Genomic DNA, 20,322 nt, shown 5'->3' with positions numbered 1-20,322 from the left:
CTCTATTTTTTACTAATAGAACTATCATACAACCTTCACCTTCACCTCAGCGATCGCATTGTAACCATAACCCTTTCGATTCCAGAATGGCTTCTCAGGTTGAACCCGTCCGTTGTAGTCCTTGGCTCTGGATTTAATTCTATACTCCCCTTTCTCCTTGACTTCCCACAGATACGACCACTGTGTCCAAGCATAGGGCTGTGCTGTACTGTTTACAAGGGTAGCCTTCTCCCAGCTTTCTCCTCCAGTCACACTTACTTCAACCTCTTTAATACGTCCTAACCCAGTCCATGCTAATCCTTCAAGTTGATGAATACCTTGATCTAGAATTTGAAATGGAAGCGGCTGTTGAATAATGGAATTAACGTTCGTCACGGTGACTGGTGTTTTTCCCTTATCGAGATCTGGGTAAGGATAATACTGATAGTCAATAGTTTGAAACGGCCCTTGATATTCATGATCAATTACCTTAATTCGCTTAAGCCATTTTACGGAAGCCATAGCATACCACTGAGGAACAATTAACCGGTAGGGATATCCATGCTTAAAAGGTATTGGTTTTCCATTGAACTCATAGGCTATGATCGTATCCGGATGTAAGGCTTTGGTTAGAGGAAGGCTTCTTCCATAATAAAAAACACCCTCCAGATCCTCACGTTTGCCGAAATCCTGTCCTTCGAAAACGACTTCCTTCGCTGTGGAATGAAGACCTGTAAGGGTTATAAGGTAGGCTAAGGGAACTCCTCTCCAAGTTCCCTGACTGACGGCTCCATTTTCCCATTGTTCTCCGTACACTCTAGGATCAAATTTAGACCGTTGATTGCCAGCACACTCTAAAGCTACTGTTAGGGTCTTTGAAGGCATACTTGCTAAATCCTGATAAGAAAACATTCTCGGTTGCTGAACATGACCTAATATAGGAAGAAAAAGATGATCCTCTGGTAATCGGGGATATTGAAAATGATTGCGTCTATAAAACAGTGGTTCTTCCGTTTGCCAACCCCTGATAAAGGAAATGGGAGTTTCTTGATTTTCCGGAATTAAGCTTCGCGTCGTTAGATATGGTCTCATCGTTCCCTCCCCCAAGTACATCATTTATCTTAAATATATTGGGAGAAGGGTCTTATGATGATACCTTGCGAGTAACAACCAATCTCTATGCTTTCGTAATCCGCTCTTTCCCTCCCATATAAGGACGAAGCACTTCAGGGATGATTACACTTCCATCTTCTTGCTGGTAGTTCTCCAAGATGGCAGCTACGGTTCTACCCACGGCTAGACCAGATCCATTGAGTGTATGCACGAATTCTGGCTTTCCTTTTGCTTCACGACGGAATCGGATGTTTGCACGACGAGCTTGGAAGTCTTCGCAGTTACTGCAAGAAGAGATTTCACGATAGGTCTCATAGCTCGGAAGCCATACTTCAAGATCGTAAGTCTTCGCGGCAGAGAAGCCCATATCCCCCGTGCACAAGCTCAACACACGGTAAGGAAGACCCAGTAATTGTAATACCTTTTCGGCGTTAGCTGTCATTTTCTCTAATTCATCATAAGATTCTTCCGGTCTTGCAAATTTAATTAATTCTACCTTGTTAAACTGGTGCTGACGAATCAACCCTCGTGTATCTCTTCCTGCAGATCCAGCTTCCGAGCGGAAACAAGCACTATAGGCTGTATAGTAAATGGGTAGTTGATCATTCGTTAAAATTTCTTCACGATGGTAGTTCGTTACTGGTACTTCCGCGGTTGGAATTAAGAAATATTCTGTTCCTTGGACTTTAAAGGCGTCATCTTCAAATTTCGGAAGTTGTCCTGTACCCGTCATGCTGGCCCGGTTCACCATCTGTGGCGGCATCATTTCCACATAACCATGCTGATCCACATGAAGATCTAGCATAAATTGAATTAAGGCGCGTTCTAATCTTGCCCCTAATCCTCTATAGAAGACGAAACGACTTCCGGTTACTTTCGCCGCAGCTTCGAAATCAAGGATGCCTAAGTCTGCCGCAAGATCCCAATGAGCCTTGGGAGTAAAGGAGAATGTGTTAGGTTCTCCCCATTGGCGAACCGGAACATTATCTTCCTCAGACGCACCGACAGGGACACTTTCGTGAGGGAGATTAGGTAGAGTCAACAATAATTGATCTAACTCCTCCTCTACACCGCGAATCTCTTCATCCAATTCCTTGATTTTGTCGCCAACACCCTTCATTTCGGCAATCAAATCATCAGCATTTTCTTTATTCCGTTTCTTTACCGCGATTTCTTCAGATACGGTATTTCTCTTATTCTTTAAGGTTTCGCTCTCAACTAATAACGATCTTCTCTTCTCATCCAATTCCGTAAATTGATCTAGTCCTGCAAATTCTCCACCACGATTCCCAAGCGCTTGTTTTACCCCTTCTAGATCGTTTCGAAGGCGTCTAATATCTAACATAAGTCATCCTCCTTTAAATAAATGAAAACAAAAAAATCCCGTCCCTAGAAATTAGGGACGAGATTTCACCCGCGTTGCCACCCTAGTTGACTATTGTTGAATAGCCCACTCTTTACATTACAACCGCTCAGGGATGGATTCATCATAAGACGAGTTCGGTTTGCACCCACCACCGACTCTCTAGACTCCGTCTGATATGACTACTATTCCCATCATTGCTTAAGTATGAAGCTTATGGAAAATAATGTACTATATTTTTACAGTTAATGCAAATCCATTATACAGAAGCAGGCTCAGATTGGTACTTCTCAACCAATTCCAAGAAGTAACCATGGATTCGCTCATCATCAGTTAATTCTGGATGGAACGAAGCGACCATAAGATGACCCTGTTGGGCTGCTACCACTTGGTCGTTGTGAACGGAAAGGACTTCTACGTCTTGACCTACTTCTAGGATTAAAGGAGCACGAATGAAAACCGCACGGAAGTCATCCGCAATCCCTTTTACCGGTAGATCGATCTCAAAGCTTTCACGTTGGCGTCCGAAGGCGTTTCGCTGTACGGTAATATCCATGAAACCTAAGTGATTCCAGTCCTGACCAGCAATCTGCCCGGCAAGGATAATCATCCCTGCACAAGTTCCGAATAGTGGTTTCTTCTGCTCATGAAACTCCTTCAAGGCGATATCAAATCCGTACTGCTTCATTAGCTTCCCGATGGTTGTACTCTCACCGCCAGGAATAATGATGCCGTCGATCTCATCAAGCTGAGATACCTTCTTAACCGCTACAGCTTCCGCTCCTGCTTTCTCAAGCAGGCGCATATGTTCTGCTACAGCTCCTTGAAGAGCTAATACTCCTACTTTTCTCATGATTACCAACCGCGCTCAGCCATACGCTCGTTTTTCAACAAAGTAGAGATCTCAATCCCTTTCATCGCTGTTCCAAGGTTCTTGGAAAGCTGACCGATTAAAGCGTAATCTTGGAAGTGAGTAGTTGCTTCCACGATAGCCTTCGCGAAACGCTCAGGATTGTCGGACTTGAAGATACCAGAACCTACGAATACTCCGTCAGAACCTAAGTGCATCATCAAAGCAGCATCTGCTGGTGTAGCTACTCCGCCTGCTGCAAAGTTAACCACTGGAAGCTTTCCGTTCTTGTGGATATACTCTAATAATTCATAAGGAGCACCTAAGTTTTTCGCTTCAGCCATTAATTCATCATAAGACATGCTTTGTACTTTACGAATCTGGCTTTGCATTGTACGTTGGTGACGAACAGCTTCTACGATGTTCCCTGTTCCTGGTTCACCCTTCGTACGGATCATGGATGCACCTTCTCCGATACGGCGAAGAGCTTCCCCAAGATCACGTGCACCACATACGAAAGGAACGGTGAAATCCTTCTTGTTTAAGTGGAATACTTCGTCAGCTGGAGTTAATACTTCACTCTCATCGATATAGTCTACTCCTAAAGCTTCTAATACCTTTGCCTCAACAAAGTGTCCAATACGGGCTTTCGCCATAACTGGAATAGACACAGCTGCCATAACTTCTTCTACAATGGTTGGATCAGCCATACGAGCTACTCCGCCAGCTGCACGAATATCAGCTGGTACTCTTTCTAGTGCCATAACCGCTACAGCACCTGCTGCTTCAGCGATCTTTGCTTGTTCAGCGTTGATAACGTCCATGATGACGCCGCCCTTTTGCATTTCAGCCATTCCGCGTTTGACTAAAGAAGTACCTGTTTCGATCATAATTAATTTATCCCCCTACTTATATCCGTTAGAAATATTTATAAAATTATTCTTATTGTACATAAAGCCTGACAAAATGACAACATTCCCCATGGAAATGCTAGAACATCCCGGTAATACTGTCGAAAATCCCTACAACAAAGCTCTTAATCGCGCGGAAGAACAGGCGAACCATTCCACCTTTTTCCACTTCTTCTTTTGCAACTAGTTGAACCATGACCTGTTCTTGATCAGTTGGACGAAGATATTCTTGTAAATCCTCTCCAGAATATTCAACACCTATTTTTCCTATAGATTGTCCCTTTTTCACTGGAGCTATTACTTCTTGGGTAGTGACAACCGGTTTGTAATTTGCTTCATCATCAATGCGAACCGGTACAACGAGATTTCGTTCAGGGATAGCCCTGGCTTCTAGCTCTTTCCCTTTTCTCACTTCTACGGTTTCGAAGCCTTCAATCTCTTTTCCTTGGGTTGCAATAGTTTGCATCTTATAATTATTAAAACCATGAGTCATGAGCTTCTTCGTTTCAGCGAATCGCTTCGCTTCCGTTTCAGCTCCCATTACCACGGTAATAATCCTCATACCATTACGTTCAGCGGTTCCTGTGAAGCAATATTTAGCCGCATCAGTATGTCCGGTCTTTAGACCATCTACTCCTTCAAAACCGTATACCAGACTCGGCAACATAAAGTTCCAGTTGTCCATACGAACCTTCTGTGGAGAATCTTCACCTCTGAAGAACTTTCTTGGGATTGAAGAGATCTCAAGGGCTTCAGGATGGTTCATTATAATTTCCCGAGCAAGAATGGCTGAATCCTTCGCCGTCATCAGATTGTCGCCTTCTGCATTAGGTATGAATTGCTTTAATCCACTCGCAGGATAACCTGTACTCGTGACAAAATAAGAGTTATCCATGCCAATCTCAGCGGCTTTCTGGTTCATCAACTTTGCGAAGTTCTCTTCCGTTCCGGATATATGCTCTGCTAGCATAACCGTAGCATCATTGGCAGAATAGATAGCCATCGCTTCGTATAGTTCTTTAACAGTTCGAACTTCTCCTAAACCAAGATAAACACGAGATCCCCCATATCTCCCCATCCAATGTCCATATTCCGATGTTTTCACTTTATCGTCCCAGGAGATCTTACCGCTTTTCACAGCTTCTAGCGTGAGGAGCTCTGTCATCATCTTCGTCATACTTGCTGGAGGAAGAGCCTCATTCTCGTTCATCTTGTAGAGAATACGACCTGTTGTAGGTTCCACCATGATGGCTGATTTCACTTCTAGATTAATTCCTGCCGGAGCTGCCTCCGCTTGATTCCCTGAAGGCAAAGCCAACATGAATACTAAGGCTAACGTCAGTAAAGATGCAATTCGTTTCTTGATGTTATATTTCAACCTTTTCTCCCCTCCTCATGTAATACAAGCCAATATTCATTGTACCACAAGAGAACTCAAGATTTTAAGAGCTAAATAAGAGCCGAGGAATTCTCCTCGGCCAATGGCTCTTTAACGTTTATTACATAGAGTAATTCGGTGCTTCTTTAGTGATATGAACATCGTGTGGGTGACTTTCCACCAAACCTGCGCCTGTAATACGTACGAACTTTCCATTCTCTTGCAGCTCATATAAACTTTTTGTTCCACAATAACCCATACCCGCTCGAAGACCCCCTACAAGCTGGAAGACAATATCGGATACAGGTCCTTTGTAAGCTACTCGTCCTTCAATTCCTTCAGGTACAAGCTTCTTTTCATTTTCCTGGAAATAACGATCCTTACTTCCTTCCTTCATCGCACCTAAAGAGCCCATTCCACGATACACTTTAAATCGACGACCTTGATAGATCTCGGACTCTCCTGGACTTTCTTCACAACCAGCAAATAGGCTTCCAAGCATAACAGCACTTGCTCCGGAGCCAATCGCTTTCGTAATATCCCCAGAATACTTAATTCCACCATCTGCAATAATAGGAATCCCATATTTTCTGGCAACCGTAGCACAGTCAAACACAGCCGTTACTTGTGGAACACCAATTCCAGCTACAACCCGTGTTGTACAGATGGAGCCTGGCCCGATACCCACCTTAATAACAGAAGCTCCTGCTTCAATTAAATCTTGTGTTGCCTCACCCGTAGCCACATTACCTGCAATAATCGTGAGGTCTGGGTACTTTGCTCTTAATTCGCGAACACTGTCCAATACCCCTTTAGAATGTCCGTGAGCTGTATCCACAACTAAGCAATCCGCTCCCGCAGCAATTAACGCTGCAGACCGTTCGAATAAATCCTTAGACACCCCTACAGCTGCTCCTACAAGCAGACGTCCTTGCTTATCCTTGGCTGCATGAGGAAATTGGATAGCCTTCTCGATATCTTTGATCGTAATGAGACCCTTAAGCACATTATTTTCGTCAACGAGAGGCAACTTCTCAATTTTATGTTTTTGCAGAGTGCTTTCCGCTTCTTTGAGCGTCGTACCTACAGGTGCCGTTACTAAGTTTTCTTTCGTCATCACTTCAGAGATCGCAATAGAATAGTCATGGACAAATCGTAGGTCGCGATTCGTCAGTATCCCCACTAAATGGTTTGCCTCGTCCACAATTGGAACGCCAGAGATTCGATACTTGGCCATAATTTCTTCCGCACGATAAACTTGTTCTTCTGGTCTTAGGGAAAAAGGATTAGAAATGACTCCACTTTCAGAACGTTTTACACGATCTACTTCTTCAGCTTGTTGTTCTATACTCATATTTTTGTGGATGATTCCCATTCCACCTTGCCTAGCCATAGCAACAGCCATTGCCGACTCCGTTACCGTATCCATTCCGGCACTAATAATGGGCACATTCAATCGGACATTCTCACTCAATTGAATCGCTACATCTACATCACGAGGCAAGATTTCTGATTTGGCAGGTACCAACAACACATCGTCAAAGGTTAATCCTTCTTTAGCAAATTTGTTTTCCCACACTTGTTTTCCCTTCCCTTCGTCCATTTATTTTTCATAGGCTCAAGCTGATATAAAAAGATATTAGACGTAGTTTAACAAAACCCATAATTTACTGTCAAGAATCCCCTTATATTGTTCGTATTCTGAAGCAAACTATTAGGAAACAGATAAAATATTGTCACACCTTATCAACCATTACCGAATATTAGAGAAGATTGGTGATGCTTGTGGACTGTATTCATCGCATAGCATGCGAAAATCCTAACGAAAAAATGTTAAGTATGTTCGTGTATTTTGAAAGTGAGCCTCATGTGAAAAGCTTCCTAGAAAAAGCTTACCGGACTCAACATGGAGATCATGCTTCACGTTTTGCTTTCCAAAATACGCATAAGTTTATTTATTACATTAAGCAAGGCAGAGAATATTACACTGCCGCTTTCAATAGCAATATCCTTGTTAAACCCTTGCTCATCTACTACGGAATGGTTAGCTTGTTAAAAGCGGTCATTCTAACCTCCGATCCCGGATATCCAGCGCATACTCGTGTTCTTCAGCATGGGATTACCAGTCGAAAGCTTAAAAAGCTTGAATATAGTTTCTCTGAGGACGAGGTCAAAGTTCAGAAAGAAGGGCTGTTTCCAATGGTGGCCCAACACTTGCAATCGGGCCATATTGTAGGAGAGAAGTTTAAACTGAAAGATCTCCTCTCCATGATTCCTGAATTACGGGAGAGCTATGAGAAGACCTATGAGGAAGTTTCCTTGATTCCTCTACATATCTCCAAACATATTGACTTTTCTTCTCCTGTAACGATGTTTTACCTTCCTGAACATATTTTGGATAAATACCACTTATCTTATGAAAGCTTTATCCATTTTCTCAATCGGCGTAATCAAGGAAAGGCGATTTTTGCTCCCCACTCCCTCCGAGCGCCTAAGGGAATCATTCGTATCAGTTGGGAACATCCGTTAAACATCCATGTATCTGAATCGCCGTCTGGATTTGAGAATGACTTATTTATTCAAGATTATAAAGGGAATCATTACTTTCTCTTGAAGGACAATCCTGCTCTATTTTTTCCAGAGCTCATGTCTCATTACATGCTGATGTATATTCTAGGAATGCTTTGTCGATATGAAACCGAACTATGGGGAGAAATCATATTCTCCTTTACATCTGGGGAGATGTTTATTATTAATGAATTCTTGAATATTAGTTTAAGAAAATTCCCCAACATGATCCTCAACTTATTGTTTAATGAACGGTTTATTTTTGAAACCATGTAAGATAGAAAAAGAGTATCCCAACGATAAGGATACTCTTCTTTCCTAATTTTAGTGGCCAAGATACGCCTCTTTCACTTTACTGTCATTCAAGAGGTCGGTTGAAGTACCTGAAGTTACAATTTTCCCCGTTTCTAGTACATAACCTTTATGAGCCACCTTCAATGCTTGACGTACATTCTGTTCTACGAGCAAGACTGTTGTTCCGGAGTCATTAATTTCTCTAACAATCTTAAAGATATCCGCCACGATTAATGGCGCTAAACCCATGGAAGGTTCATCTAGTAATAGTAACTTCGGGCGAGACATCAAAGCACGGGCAATCGCGAGCATTTGTTGCTGTCCACCTGATAAGGTTCCACCTAATTGAGTCTTCCTCTCTCTTAGGATCGGGAATCTATCCATTACCTTTTCAAGGTCACCCTTTATTTCTGCATCATTTCGCTGAAAGGCGCCCATCTCCAGATTCTCTAAAACCGTCATCTTAGCAAGGATGGCCCGGCCTTCTGGAACAAGGGCGATTCCCTTGCTTACCAACTGGTCAGGACGCAAACCTGTAATGTCTTCTCCAAGGAACTCAATCTTTCCTTTTTTGGGTTTGATTAGCCCAGCTACCGTTTTCATTGTCGTGGTTTTTCCTGCTCCGTTTGCTCCGATGATGGTTACTACCTCACCTGCAGAAACTTCGATATCAATCCCTTTTAGAGCTTGTATGTTGCCGTAGTAGGTCTCCACTCCTGTTAGTTTTAGCATACTTCTTCATCCTCTTCTTTTCCGAGATAGGCCTCAATAACTTCTGGATTATTTTGAACCTCCTCAGGCTTTCCTTCTGCAATCTTTTTCCCAAAGTTAATTACTGTTAATCGATCACAGATGTTCATCACGAGTTTCATATCATGCTCAATTAAAACGACGGTAATATCCATGGATTGAATTCGTTTAATCAAGTGAAATAAATCATCCGTTTCACTTTCGTTCATTCCAGCAGCAGGTTCGTCCAGCAATATTAACTTCGGATCCGTAGCAAGTGCACGGGCAATCTCTAAGCGACGCTGTTGACCATAGGCCAGATTTTCCGCAATCGTTTCTTCGTACCCTTTAAGTCCAACTACCTCAAGAAGGCGGAATGCTTTTTCTTTCGTTGCTTTTTCTTCTTGTCGTTGTGACTTGGTCTTCAAGACACTTCCCCAAACTCCGGACTTCGTTCGACAATGCGCCCCTACCATCACATTGTCTAAGGCAGACAAATGGCTAAATAACTTGATATTCTGAAAGGTACGAGTAATGCCTAATTCAGCAATCTGATGAGCTTTCCAACTGCTAATCGGCTTTCCCTCGAATGTGATTGTTCCCTGAGTGGGCGGGAAAATCGCCGTAATGACGTTAAACAAAGTGGTCTTCCCTGCCCCATTCGGACCAATGAGCCCGAATATTTCTCCTTTCTTTACTTCGAAGCTAATATCGGAAAGAGCAGCTAGACCGCCAAACATTTTACTCACGTTCTCAAGCTTTAAGCTCATGAAGACACCTCCTTCGATTGGCCGTCTGTTTTCTGATTAGGCTTTCTCCATGAAGTAAGAGCTCTTAGCAAATTCGCATCCAAGAAACCTTGAGGTCTAAAGATCATCATTAATACTAGAATCGTTCCGAAGATCATCATGCGATAATCACTAGCAAAACGCAATGCCTCAGGAAGAAGGGTTAAAAGAGTTGCTCCTAATAGAGGCCCCCAGATGACTTCACTTCCTCCTAATACAGCAAAGATAAGAATATCTACAGCCTTATGATAGTCAAAGTCTACCGGACTGATAAAGAACGTCACATGCGCAAATATAGCACCTGCCATCCCCGCTAGTACTGCTCCCTGAGCAAACGCAAGAACCTTATAGTACGTGATATTAATTCCCATAGCTTGTGCAGCACTTTCATCCGCTCGAATGGCCTCGAAGGCTCTTCCCACACGAGATTGCCCTTGGCGATAGATAAATAAGAATACTAACACTAATAAAAGCAATAAGACCAAGATGGTCAATAGGGAGGAGAGTTGAGGAGAAGTCAACCCTAATGTTTTGGCTTGAATCCCCATCTCCTTGAGCATTTTGCTCAAGTTCTGACCCAATTGAGGAATTCCACTCAAGCCCAGCGCTCCATTTGTAATCTCTAAGTTGTTAAAAATAACGCGAACCATCTCACCAAAACCTAGGGTACAAATCGCTAAATAGACACCGCTCAGACGCAGAGCCGGAATTCCAATCAGCACGCCGATAAATCCAGCCATTAAGCCACCTGTGACGATACCAATGGGCATAGGAAAGCCCAGTTTCATCGTCAATAAGGCTGACGTATACGCACCGATACTCATAAAACCTGCGGCCCCTAAAGATAACTGCCCTGTAGAAAGGGGAAGATACATACTTAAGGCCAACATACAGTTAATTAAAATAAAGATAAAGATCTGTAAATAATATGGGTTGAATAACATATCAAACATACATCTCACCGCCTAACTGGTTGCCCAGAGCCAAAGAGTCCCTGTGGACGAAGCAATAATATAAGAATAATCATTCCAAATGCCACGGCATCACGGTAAGCGGAGTCTCCGTAAGCAACTGCAAATACCTCAGTTACCCCAAGAATCAAACCACCAGCCATAGCGCCTGGTACGTTGCCCATTCCCCCAAGAATAATGATAGCTAGTCCTTTAAGACCCATCGATATTCCCATAGTAGGAGCTACTGCGTTAAATCCCATACCTACGAGTACGCCAGCTAGACCACCGAGCGCAGAAGCCAACATGACGGTCATGATCACGATTTTTTTCGTATTCACCCCTAGTAAGCTGGCAGTTTCCATGTTCTCTGCAGCCGCTCTTAGCGCCTTACCATACTTCGTTTTACCTAACCAAATCTGTAACATTACCATAACAGCTACTGCAATAGCAAAAATAATGATTTGCACTAAGGAAATACGAGTGGTTCCAACTTCGAAGATAATGTTGTTGAAGGGAATAGGGAAGGGTTGTGTTTCAGCTCCAAACAGCTTATGAGCTAGATTCTCCAAGATAATCGATACTCCAATGGTACTGATTAAGGAGGCTAGATGAGATACCCCTTTTTTCCCTCGCAAAGGTCTAAGCGCGAACCATTCTAATAAAAGACCTAGAACAACGGTTACAGCAACGGCTGCAATAATCGCTGTCAAAATCGAGCCTTGATAATAAACGACGGTCATAAGACCGACAAAAGCCCCAAACATAAAGATAGCTCCGTGGGCCATATTAATGATCTCTAACACCCCGAAAATTAACGTATACCCTAGTGCAACTAGGGCATACGTACTTCCGAGGGTCAAACCATTGATGAGCTGTTGCGTTAACATATGAATGTCCCCTTCTTCATCTCAACATTTTTCCCTCTAATTTTTACTGTTTACTGTACAAGTACAAACTCTCCGCCTTCAATATGAAGAACCTTCACTTCCATTACTGGATCACGATTTTCGTTAAATGCAAACTTTCCTGTAACTCCTTCAAAGTCCTTCAATTCCATTAGGGCATCCTTCAGAGCGTCACGATCGTCTGCTACACCAGCATTTAGTACCGAGTTAGCCATAATGTAAAGAGCATCATACGCTTGTGCTGCGAATTGGTCAGGACCTTTTCCATACTTTTCAGTATATTTCTTCACGAACGCATCTACCTTCTCAGAACCACTTGGATACCAAGGAGTTGCTACATAGCTATGATCTGCTGCTGCTCCCGCTTGCTTAACAAGCTGCGGTGAGTTAAACCCATTTCCTCCGACGAAAGGTACATCAAGTCCCATTTCTCTTGCTTTCGCCAATACAAGTCCTGCTTCCTTATATAGAGCAGAAACAAGAACAGCATCTGGCTTCTTAGAAGCAACGGCTGTTAATTGAGCACTGTAATCGGTATCCCCATCCGCAAACGTTTGGGTATCTACTACTTCAAGACCCATATCTTTTACGGCTTGTTCCATAGTTTTATATCCAGAAACGGCAAAGTCATTGTTACTTGCATACATAAGAGCGACTTTCTTCACGCCATGCTTCTCTACCGCTGTCTTAATCGCTTCAGGAATCGCAATAGATTCTGGAAGGGCATTACGGAACACATACTCTCCAATATCCGTAATTCCTTCTGCTGTAGTAGAAGTACCCATGATTGGTACACCATTCTGATTCGCTACAGGTCCAGCAGCAAACATCTCACCACTTAAAGTTGGTCCAATGATTCCTACTACGTTATCATTATTAATCAGCTTATTAACCGCACTGATAGCTTGATCTTTCTTCCCTGCAGAGTCTTCAATCACTAACTCTACCTTCAGCTTCCCTGCATTAACTTCATTTAGTTCTTCTTGGGCCATCTTCAAACCGTTCGTAATAGCTTCTCCATAAGCCGAACCACTTCCCGTTAAGAAGGAAACGACGCCAATCTTAGCTAGTAATTCTCCTTGAGCTTGTCCAGCATCCTGTTTTGTTTCTCCATTTGTTGCAGGTGCAGTTGACTGTCCTCCACCGCCGCATCCTGCTAGCATACTAACCGCTAGGACAGATGATGCAAAGATAGAGAAAGCCTTTTTCTTAAAAAGCCTCATTTAATGATTCCCCCTGATCCCTCATTGTTTTGTTTTAATTTTTCTACAATTCTTTTCTTCAAAGAATTATATATGATTATCTGATAATTTACAAATCATATTTTATTACAATACTATAATTTCAAGAAAAAGGAAAAACCCTTGTTCTATAAGGGTTTTTGTATACTAAAATATTTTTTTAAATGAGAACTGCTTTAATATATATATTACGGTTTAAGGATAAATTAATAATTTTACCGTTTACCTCTACCATTGGTCGTGTCGGCTGGCTCGGATCCACGAAGACGATTTTCCCCACTGATCCGTCATGTAATTCTACATTCGTACCTAGTGAGAATTGCGTCATCCCGTCTACAAAGGTTCTAACGAACCCAGGATCTAACTTTCCAAAGCTATCACTGATTAACTGCTCCAATACGACATAAGGGGAAAACCCTGACTTATAGCTTTTGGAAGAACACATCGCGTGAAAGATGTCCGTTATGGCAACAATCTTGGCATACAAGTGAATCGATTGCGATTGAATGGCTAGAGGGTAACCTGAACCATCTTCCCTTTCTTGGTGTTGTAAAACTCCAAGAGTTACTCCCTCAAGAACCGCAGGGATTGCTTTAACAAGGTGATAGCCATACACGGGATATTTCCGCAGCTCTTTCATCTCTAGTATAGTTAGTTTCTCTGGTTTATAAAGAATGGAGGGATCAATTTTACTCTTCCCGATATCATGGAGGGCACCTGTTAAGGCAATAGACATGATCTCTGCCTCAGCTACACGGCTCCATCTTGCTATACATGAGCTTAAATAACTAACAGAAATACTATGGAAATACGTATAATCTTCTATGGGATAATTTTGCTTTAAGGTATTCATAATGTTCGACAGTTCTAAAGGGCCTCGAATAAGCTCTGCTAATTTCTCCTGAAGCTCTTTGATAGGGATAGGCTGCCCGTCTCTCACCGATAGAAACATCGTTTTAAACCACTGTACTGTTTCTCTGAATCGTTGCTCAAACGTGACTGGAGCGTTCATTTTGGCTTTAGGAACATCATCCTTAGGTAACGGTGGGCTCTTCTTCTCCATTTGGTCCACGGGCTCTAGAAGTGCCTTCTCCATCTCTTCTCTACTAGGCGACGCTGTTGTTGATTTTGATTCTGGTTTCACTTTAGGTTGCTGAGGTTGTTGCTCCTCTACTGTGACTTCTTCGACAAAGAACGCTTTTAGGATTTCAATTTCTCGTTCATATATTTTCCTTCCCTTTTCAAACAAAAGACCGCCAAGCGGAGTGACAACATCCGCACTAAGAGTGTATCCTGGTTTCAAATGGGCTACTAATACCTGCGGCATGACATCTCCCTTCCTCTCCGTCCATTTCCTTATCCTTACTGTACAATAGGAAAAGCAATCCTTCCACATAAAAAAAGAAAGGCCGATAGGATCGACCTTTCACCTTATTCACTATCTTCTACTTCAAAGATCTCTTCATCTTCTTCTTTTTCACCTGTTCTCTCTACCTTTGCAACAGAAGCTACTTCCTGTTCGTTCTCAATTCGGATGAGCTTTACACCTTGAGTGTTTCTACCCATGGTGGAGATCCCGCTGATATGCAAGCGAATAATGACGCCCGCCTCGGTTACGATCATGAGGTCATTTTCTTCACTTACTACCTTTAAGGCTACGATATCGCCATTGCGTTCCGTCACATTGAGTGTCTTGATCCCTTTACCACCACGAGATTGAATACGGTAATCCGCCTCAGGTGTTCGCTTGCCGTAACCCCTAGAAGTTACGATAAGCACATCAGCGCCTTCTTCAATGAGATCCATATCGATAACCTGATCATCATCGTCTAAGGAAATTCCTTTTACTCCGGTAGCCGAACGACCCATGGATCGAACATCCTTCTCGTTAAAACGGATAGACATTCCGTGCTTGGTTCCCATGATTAAGTCCTGGTCTCCATCTGTAAGAGCAACACCTACGAGTTCATCATCCTCTTTGATGTTAATCGCGAAGAGACCACCCTTACGAATGTTCTCGAAAGCTTTCAAGTAGGTTCGTTTCACGATTCCTTGCTGCGTAGCAAAGAATAGATAATGGTCTTCAGTGAAATCCTTAACAGGAATAACCGCCTTCACATATTCCCCTTGCTCAATTTGAATGAGGTTAATGATCGGAGTTCCTCGAGCTGTCCGACTAAATTCCGGTACTTCGTAGGCCTTGATTCGATACACCTTGCCTCGATTCGTAAAGATAAGGAGATAGTTATGAGAATGAGTTACATATAGATTCTGGACAAAGTCATTTTCCTTGGCTTCCGCTCCTTGAATCCCTCGGCCTCCTCTACGTTGACTCTTATACGTAGATAATGGCAAGCGCTTAATATAGCCATTGTGGGTAAGCGTAATGCAAACTTCATCCTCTGGAATCAAGTCTTCAATTTCAATCAGATCTTCTGACTCGGCAATCTCTGTGCGTCGTGGATCTGCGAATCTCTCTTTTACTTCAAGCAATTCTTCTCGGATAATGGCTAGGATCTTCTTTTCATCTGCGAGGATAGCCTTCAATTCCGCGATCTTCTTCACGAGTTCTTGGTATTCTTCTTCGATTTTATCCCGTTCAAGACCTGTTAGACGCTGCAAACGCATGTCAAGGATGGCTTGAGCCTGTTCATAGCTCAGAGCAAACCGATCCATTAATCCGGTTCGAGCTTCTTCTGTTGTGCGAGAACTTCGAATCAAAGTGATAATTTCATCGATATGGTCAAGTGCAATCCTTAGACCTTCTAAGATATGCGCTCTCGCCTCCGCTTTTCGAAGCTCGAACTCGGTACGGCGACGAATGACAGATCGTTGATGATTAAGATAATGAGTGAGCACTTCCTTCAGGTTTAATACCTTAGGCTGCCCATTCACTAATGCCAGCATGTTGACCCCGAAGGTAGTTTGTAATGCAGTCTGCTTATATAGATTGTTAAGCAAGACCTGGGGATTGATATCTCGTCTTAATTCCATGACAATGCTCATCCCATTACGGTCTGATTCATCACGGAGATCTGTAATCCCTTCAATTTTCTTGTCGCGAACTAATTCTGCAATTCTCTCAATGAGCTTGGCTTTGTTTACTTGGTAAGGGATTTCTTCCACGACAATGCGGAACTTTCCTTTTACTTCTTCAACATTCGCCTTGGCTCTTACGGTAATACTTCCACGTCCCGTTTCATAAGCACGATAAATGCCACTACGTCCCATGATCTGAGCTGCCGTTGGGAAGTCCGGACCCTTTATCACTTCCATTAAGTCCCGTATGGTAACTTCTTCATGATCAATCAGGAGAAGAACTCCATCAATGACTTCCCCTAAGTTATGTGGAGGAATGTTCGTTGCCATTCCGACGGCAATCCCTGCAGCTCCGTTTACCAATAAATTAGGAAACCGTGCAGGTAAAACAAGAGGCTCCTTCTCATTGCCGTCATAGTTTGGACCGTAGTCAATCGTGTCTTTGTTAATATCACGAAGCAATTCCGTTGCTATCTTAGATAACCTTGCCTCTGTATATCTCATCGCCGCTGCCGGATCACCGTCAACAGAACCGAAATTCCCATGGCCATCCACTAAAGTGTAGCGATAAGAGAAGTCTTGCGCCATCCGAACCATCGTCTCGTAAACAGCTGAATCTCCATGTGGGTGATATTTACCAATAACGTCCCCTACGATTCTCGCTGACTTTTTGTAAGGCTTATCCGGCGTCATTCCCATTTCATTCATGGCGAAGAGAATTCGGCGATGTACCGGCTTGAGCCCGTCACGGACATCTGGCAGAGCACGGCTTACGATGACGCTCATAGCATATCCCAAGAAGGATTCTCGCATTTCCTGAGCGATATTTCTATCTATTACGTTGGAACGTTGCTCTTCAGCCATTCCGCTTTACCTCCGTATCGTATCATCCTAAATGTCCAAATTCACTGCGTACTGCGCGTTCTCTTGGATAAAGTCGCGTCTCGGCTCCACTCGATCCCCCATCAAGGTATCAAAGATTTCATCCGCTTCCATCGCATCCTCAAGACTTACTCTTAGCAGGGTACGTGTTTCAGGATCCATCGTCGTATCCCATAGCTGATCAGGATTCATCTCTCCTAAACCTTTATAGCGCTGAATGTTAGGTTCCGGTTTATCGCCTATTTCTTTTAGTGTTGCACGAAGTTGTTCATCCGTGTAGGCATAGCGAACGCTTTTTCCTTGTGAAATCTTATAGAGTGGAGGCTGGGCAATATAGACGTACCCTTCCTCAATCAACGGTTTCATATATCGATACAAAAAGGTTAACAACAATGTGCGAATATGAGCTCCGTCGACATCTGCATCTGTCATGATGATAATCTTATGGTAGCGTGCCTTCGCGATATCAAAGTCTTCGCCAATTCCTGTTCCAAACGCTGTAATAATCGTTCGAATCTCATTGTTTGAAAGAATCTTATCCAATCTGGCCTTTTCTACGTTAATGACTTTCCCTCGTAAAGGCAATATAGCCTGGAAGTGTCTGTCCCGACCTTGTTTGGCCGAACCCCCTGCTGAGTCTCCCTCAACAATGTAGATCTCACTGATAGACGGGTCTTTAGAAGAACAGTCCGCTAATTTACCAGGTAGGGCACTGACTTCAAGCGCATTCTTTCTTCGCGTTAACTCTCTTGCTTTTTTAGCTGCTTCTCTAGCACGGGAAGCCATCATGGCTTTCTCCATGATTTTACGTGCTTCCACCGGATGCTCGTTCAGATAATCCATAAAATGCTCAGAAAACACCGATTCTGTAATACTTCGAGCTTCACTGTTTCCTAATTTCGTTTTCGTTTGTCCTTCGAATTGAGGGTCAGGAATCTTTACGCTAATAATCGCGGTTAATCCCTCACGTGCATCATCCCCTGTAAGGTTATCATCTTTTTCCTTTAGGACATTGTGCTTTCTTGCATAATCATTGATAACCCGAGTTAACGCACTCTTAAACCCTGACTCATGCGTTCCCCCTTCGTGGGTGTGAATGTTATTTGCGTAGGAGTATAGATTACTTACAAAGCTATCGTTATATTGGATGGCCACTTCGACGAATAAACCGTCCTTTTCCGTGGAAATATAGATAGGCTCTTCCAATAAGCTCTCTTTGTTTTTATCTAAGTGTTGTACGAAGGAAACAATTCCTCCGTCATATTTATACGTGTCATTACGGTCTTGACGTTCATCTACAAGAGAGATACGAATGCCTTTATTTAAGAAGGCCAGTTCACGTAGTCTTTTTTGAAGGACTTCATACTCATAGACAGTGGTTTCTGTAAAAATCTGCGAATCTGGTTTGAAGGTAACCTTTGTCCCTGTTTCTTCTGCCGTGCCAACAACCTCTAGATTGCCCTCTGGACTTCCAAAGGCGAACCGTTGCTTATGAATTTTTCCGTCCCGTTTAACCTCTACTTCCACCCATTCGGACAGTGCATTTACGACGGAGATCCCTACACCATGAAGACCGCCAGATACTTTATAGCCCTCTCCTCCGAATTTTCCACCCGCATGAAGAACCGTCAATACCGTTTCTACTGTCGATTTACCTGTCTTTTCATGGATGCCTGTAGGAATCCCACGACCGTTGTCAATGACTGAAACACTGTTATCCTCATGAATCGTTACTAGAACGTCGCTGCAGTAACCAGCCAAGGCTTCGTCAATACTGTTGTCAACGACCTCCCAAACCAAATGATGAAGCCCTCTGCTGCTCGTTGACCCAATATACATCCCCGGACGTTTCCGAACGGCTTCAAGACCTTCTAACACCTGAATCTGACTCGCATCGTATGAATGATTTTCAGTCGTCAAGGAAATCACCTACTCTCTAAACTGCTTACAAAATTTGCTCTTCGCTTTAACGTTAAGGATGAAATGGGGGAACAATAAACTCTGTCATGCATGATGACATAGGACTTTGTTTCTTCTTTACTGATGCGAATCAATAGCTGCTCTCCACTCCTTTGATCAAGGAACTCCTTCGTAATTTTTGAAGACTCCATATGATTGTCGATAATAGCAATCACATCGGTAGATCGAACCACTGTATCTCCGCCTAGATGAATAAACAAACATCCCACCTCATTTCTCCATAGTCGCTTGTCCTGCATGAATTCGAAAGATAGACGCATTCTCTAGAGTCTCATGGTGAAGCCCTTCTACTCCTGTTGTCGTAACAAAAGTCTGAACTCTGTCTTTAATGGCATCGAGTAAGTGAGACTGTCTTGATGCATCGAGTTCTGATAGGACATCATCCAACAAAAGAATGGGATATTCTCCGATTTCTTCGTAAATCAATTGGATTTCTGCTAGCTTCAACGATAGTGCTGTAGTTCTCTGCTGGCCCTGAGATCCGTACTGTTGGACATTCGTCCCGTTAATATGAAAAGTAAGATCATCCCGATGTGGACCAAGCAACGTTGTTCCACGGGCAATCTCTTTTTCCTTTAGCTGATCAAGTTGTCGGATAAATTGACCCATAGTTTCCTGATCAGACTTATCTTGCGCAAGAGGGAACGAAGGGAGATATTCCAACGTTAAGGTTTCTTTCCCTTGGGTAATGCCCTGATGTACATTATTAGCCCAAATACCCATTTTTTTGAGGAAGTCTATTCTTCGGGATATGATCTTTACCGCCAGTTCAGCTAATTGCTCGTTAAGAATATCTAAAAAGCTGATATATTTCTTGTTTTTATAAGCATCTTTTAAGCATTGATTACGCTGGGTAAGTACTTTTTGATACTGTGACAATAGATGCAGATACATAGGAGAAACCTGTCCTATTTCCATATCTACAAACTTCCTTCTTTGTTGGGGAGTTCCCTTCACAATGCTGAGATCTTCGGGAGCAAACATGACCACATTCATAGCTCCGATATAATCGCTCAGCTTTTTTTGCTCCAATCCATTTATTTTCGCTTTTTTTCCCTTTCCAGTCAACTGAATTTCCAACTGGAGAGGTCCCCTTTTTCTTTCAACCGTTCCTTTAATCCAACTAAACTCCTCATCCCAGTTAATCCACTCTTTATCTTTGGTGGATCGATGTGATTTCGTTAGTGCTAAAACGTAGATGGATTCCATAAGGTTGGTTTTTCCCTGTGCATTTTGTCCGAGAAAAAGGGTTATATTTTGATGAAAGGTTAACTTCTGTTGCCCATAATTCCGAAAGTGCTTAATATCGAGTTCCTTCAAAAACACTACAGGGATCCTCCCTTTTATTC

Annotated in this window: 17 protein-coding genes and 1 other annotated feature; of the genes, 1 reads left to right on the top strand and 16 read right to left on the bottom strand. The window is 42.9% G+C overall.

Annotated elements, in window-relative coordinates; translation table 11 throughout:
* Nucleotides 1-24: 24 nt before the first annotated feature.
* The 6 genes from EIZ39_RS08960 to guaB all read right to left on the bottom strand — a co-directional run bounded on the left by EIZ39_RS08960 (nucleotide 25) and on the right by guaB (nucleotide 7,173).
* On the bottom strand, nucleotides 25-1,071 hold the full coding sequence (locus EIZ39_RS08960) for a sulfite oxidase (RefSeq protein WP_240675747.1): 1,047 nt from the start codon (nucleotides 1,069-1,071) through the stop codon (nucleotides 25-27).
* 85 nt (nucleotides 1,072-1,156) lie between these two features.
* Nucleotides 1,157-2,437 carry a serine--tRNA ligase gene (gene serS, locus EIZ39_RS08955; RefSeq protein WP_129199621.1) on the bottom strand — a complete coding sequence of 427 codons (1,281 nt, stop codon included), beginning with the start codon at nucleotides 2,435-2,437 and terminating at the stop codon, nucleotides 1,157-1,159.
* 50 nt (nucleotides 2,438-2,487) lie between these two features.
* Nucleotides 2,488-2,662 (bottom strand) — a binding site (T-box leader).
* Between the two features lie 52 nt (nucleotides 2,663-2,714).
* Nucleotides 2,715-3,308 carry a pyridoxal 5'-phosphate synthase glutaminase subunit PdxT gene (gene pdxT, locus EIZ39_RS08950; protein ID WP_129199620.1) on the bottom strand — a complete coding sequence of 198 codons (594 nt, stop codon included), beginning with the start codon at nucleotides 3,306-3,308 and terminating at the stop codon, nucleotides 2,715-2,717.
* A 2-nt stretch (nucleotides 3,309-3,310) separates the two neighbouring features.
* On the bottom strand, nucleotides 3,311-4,195 hold the full coding sequence (pdxS, locus tag EIZ39_RS08945; protein ID WP_205668532.1) for a pyridoxal 5'-phosphate synthase lyase subunit PdxS: 885 nt from the start codon (nucleotides 4,193-4,195) through the stop codon (nucleotides 3,311-3,313).
* Nucleotides 4,196-4,295: 100 nt separating this feature from the next.
* Nucleotides 4,296-5,594 carry a D-alanyl-D-alanine carboxypeptidase family protein gene (locus EIZ39_RS08940; RefSeq protein ID WP_240675746.1) on the bottom strand — a complete coding sequence of 433 codons (1,299 nt, stop codon included), beginning with the start codon at nucleotides 5,592-5,594 and terminating at the stop codon, nucleotides 4,296-4,298.
* Between the two features lie 121 nt (nucleotides 5,595-5,715).
* Nucleotides 5,716-7,173, bottom strand: a complete 1,458-nt coding sequence (guaB, locus tag EIZ39_RS08935; RefSeq protein ID WP_129199619.1) for an IMP dehydrogenase — start codon at nucleotides 7,171-7,173, stop codon at nucleotides 5,716-5,718.
* Between the two features lie 200 nt (nucleotides 7,174-7,373).
* On the opposite strand from guaB, the gene EIZ39_RS08930 reads away from it, so the two are divergent.
* Entirely contained in the window at nucleotides 7,374-8,438 is a 1,065-nt protein-coding gene (locus EIZ39_RS08930; protein ID WP_129199618.1) for a YaaC family protein, read from the top strand.
* Between the two features lie 48 nt (nucleotides 8,439-8,486).
* On the opposite strand, the gene EIZ39_RS08925 is transcribed toward EIZ39_RS08930, so the two are convergent.
* The 10 genes from EIZ39_RS08925 to recF all read right to left on the bottom strand — a co-directional run bounded on the left by EIZ39_RS08925 (nucleotide 8,487) and on the right by recF (nucleotide 20,299).
* Nucleotides 8,487-9,188: an ABC transporter ATP-binding protein gene (locus tag EIZ39_RS08925; RefSeq protein ID WP_129199617.1), complete on the bottom strand. Its 702-nt coding sequence runs from the start codon at nucleotides 9,186-9,188 to the stop codon at nucleotides 8,487-8,489.
* A complete protein-coding gene (locus EIZ39_RS08920) occupies nucleotides 9,182-9,955 on the bottom strand; it encodes an ABC transporter ATP-binding protein (RefSeq protein ID WP_129199616.1) in 774 nt (257 codons plus the stop codon). Before EIZ39_RS08920 ends, EIZ39_RS08925 begins: the two co-directional genes overlap by 7 nt.
* Nucleotides 9,952-10,926, bottom strand: coding sequence for a branched-chain amino acid ABC transporter permease (locus EIZ39_RS08915; RefSeq protein ID WP_129199615.1), 975 nt, complete (start codon nucleotides 10,924-10,926; stop codon nucleotides 9,952-9,954). The genes EIZ39_RS08920 and EIZ39_RS08915 overlap by 4 nt, the downstream gene beginning before the upstream one ends.
* A gap of 5 nt (nucleotides 10,927-10,931) precedes the next feature.
* Entirely contained in the window at nucleotides 10,932-11,813 is an 882-nt protein-coding gene (locus tag EIZ39_RS08910; RefSeq protein ID WP_129199614.1) for a branched-chain amino acid ABC transporter permease, read from the bottom strand.
* A 50-nt stretch (nucleotides 11,814-11,863) separates the two neighbouring features.
* Entirely contained in the window at nucleotides 11,864-13,054 is a 1,191-nt protein-coding gene (locus EIZ39_RS08905) for an ABC transporter substrate-binding protein (protein ID WP_129199612.1), read from the bottom strand.
* A 178-nt stretch (nucleotides 13,055-13,232) separates the two neighbouring features.
* Entirely contained in the window at nucleotides 13,233-14,399 is a 1,167-nt protein-coding gene (locus EIZ39_RS08900; protein ID WP_164984977.1) for a cyclic di-GMP phosphodiesterase, read from the bottom strand.
* 104 nt (nucleotides 14,400-14,503) lie between these two features.
* A complete protein-coding gene (gene gyrA / locus EIZ39_RS08895; protein WP_129199607.1) occupies nucleotides 14,504-16,975 on the bottom strand; it encodes a DNA gyrase subunit A in 2,472 nt (823 codons plus the stop codon).
* 27 nt (nucleotides 16,976-17,002) lie between these two features.
* Nucleotides 17,003-18,922: a DNA topoisomerase (ATP-hydrolyzing) subunit B gene (gene gyrB / locus EIZ39_RS08890; protein ID WP_129199605.1), complete on the bottom strand. Its 1,920-nt coding sequence runs from the start codon at nucleotides 18,920-18,922 to the stop codon at nucleotides 17,003-17,005.
* On the bottom strand, nucleotides 18,919-19,173 hold the full coding sequence (gene remB, locus EIZ39_RS08885; RefSeq protein ID WP_129199603.1) for an extracellular matrix regulator RemB: 255 nt from the start codon (nucleotides 19,171-19,173) through the stop codon (nucleotides 18,919-18,921). The genes gyrB and remB overlap by 4 nt, the downstream gene beginning before the upstream one ends.
* A gap of 10 nt (nucleotides 19,174-19,183) precedes the next feature.
* Nucleotides 19,184-20,299 (bottom strand): DNA replication/repair protein RecF, encoded by a 1,116-nt coding sequence (gene recF, locus EIZ39_RS08880; RefSeq protein ID WP_129199601.1) that lies wholly within the window; start codon nucleotides 20,297-20,299, stop codon nucleotides 19,184-19,186.
* Nucleotides 20,300-20,322 lie beyond the last annotated feature (23 nt).

Origin of the sequence: Ammoniphilus sp. CFH 90114 (assembly GCF_004123195.1) — a bacterium.
Classification (GTDB): Bacteria; Bacillota; Bacilli; order Aneurinibacillales; family RAOX-1; genus YIM-78166.
The sequence above is the reverse complement of the archived record's forward strand: the minus strand, read 5'-3'. Positions and strand labels throughout refer to the sequence as shown.

What these genes read in the sequence shown, in the direction of transcription:
- serS (WP_129199621.1), bottom strand. Translation starts at nt 2,437, where the DNA reads ATGTTAGATATTAGACGCCTTCGAAACGATCTAGAAGGGGTAAAACAA.
- pdxT (WP_129199620.1), bottom strand. Translation starts at nt 3,308, where the DNA reads ATGAGAAAAGTAGGAGTATTAGCTCTTCAAGGAGCTGTAGCAGAACAT.
- EIZ39_RS08925 (WP_129199617.1), bottom strand. Translation starts at nt 9,188, where the DNA reads ATGCTAAAACTAACAGGAGTGGAGACCTACTACGGCAACATACAAGCT.
- EIZ39_RS08920 (WP_129199616.1), bottom strand. Translation starts at nt 9,955, where the DNA reads ATGAGCTTAAAGCTTGAGAACGTGAGTAAAATGTTTGGCGGTCTAGCT.
- EIZ39_RS08905 (WP_129199612.1), bottom strand. Translation starts at nt 13,054, where the DNA reads ATGAGGCTTTTTAAGAAAAAGGCTTTCTCTATCTTTGCATCATCTGTC.
- gyrA (WP_129199607.1), bottom strand. Translation starts at nt 16,975, where the DNA reads ATGGCTGAAGAGCAACGTTCCAACGTAATAGATAGAAATATCGCTCAG.
- EIZ39_RS08915 (WP_129199615.1), bottom strand. Translation starts at nt 10,926, where the DNA reads ATGTTTGATATGTTATTCAACCCATATTATTTACAGATCTTTATCTTT.
- EIZ39_RS08960 (WP_240675747.1), bottom strand. Translation starts at nt 1,071, where the DNA reads ATGAGACCATATCTAACGACGCGAAGCTTAATTCCGGAAAATCAAGAA.
- pdxS (WP_205668532.1), bottom strand. Translation starts at nt 4,195, where the DNA reads ATGATCGAAACAGGTACTTCTTTAGTCAAACGCGGAATGGCTGAAATG.
- EIZ39_RS08930 (WP_129199618.1), top strand. Translation starts at nt 7,374, where the DNA reads ATGCTTGTGGACTGTATTCATCGCATAGCATGCGAAAATCCTAACGAA.
- EIZ39_RS08900 (WP_164984977.1), bottom strand. Translation starts at nt 14,399, where the DNA reads ATGCCGCAGGTATTAGTAGCCCATTTGAAACCAGGATACACTCTTAGT.
- EIZ39_RS08910 (WP_129199614.1), bottom strand. Translation starts at nt 11,813, where the DNA reads ATGTTAACGCAACAGCTCATCAATGGTTTGACCCTCGGAAGTACGTAT.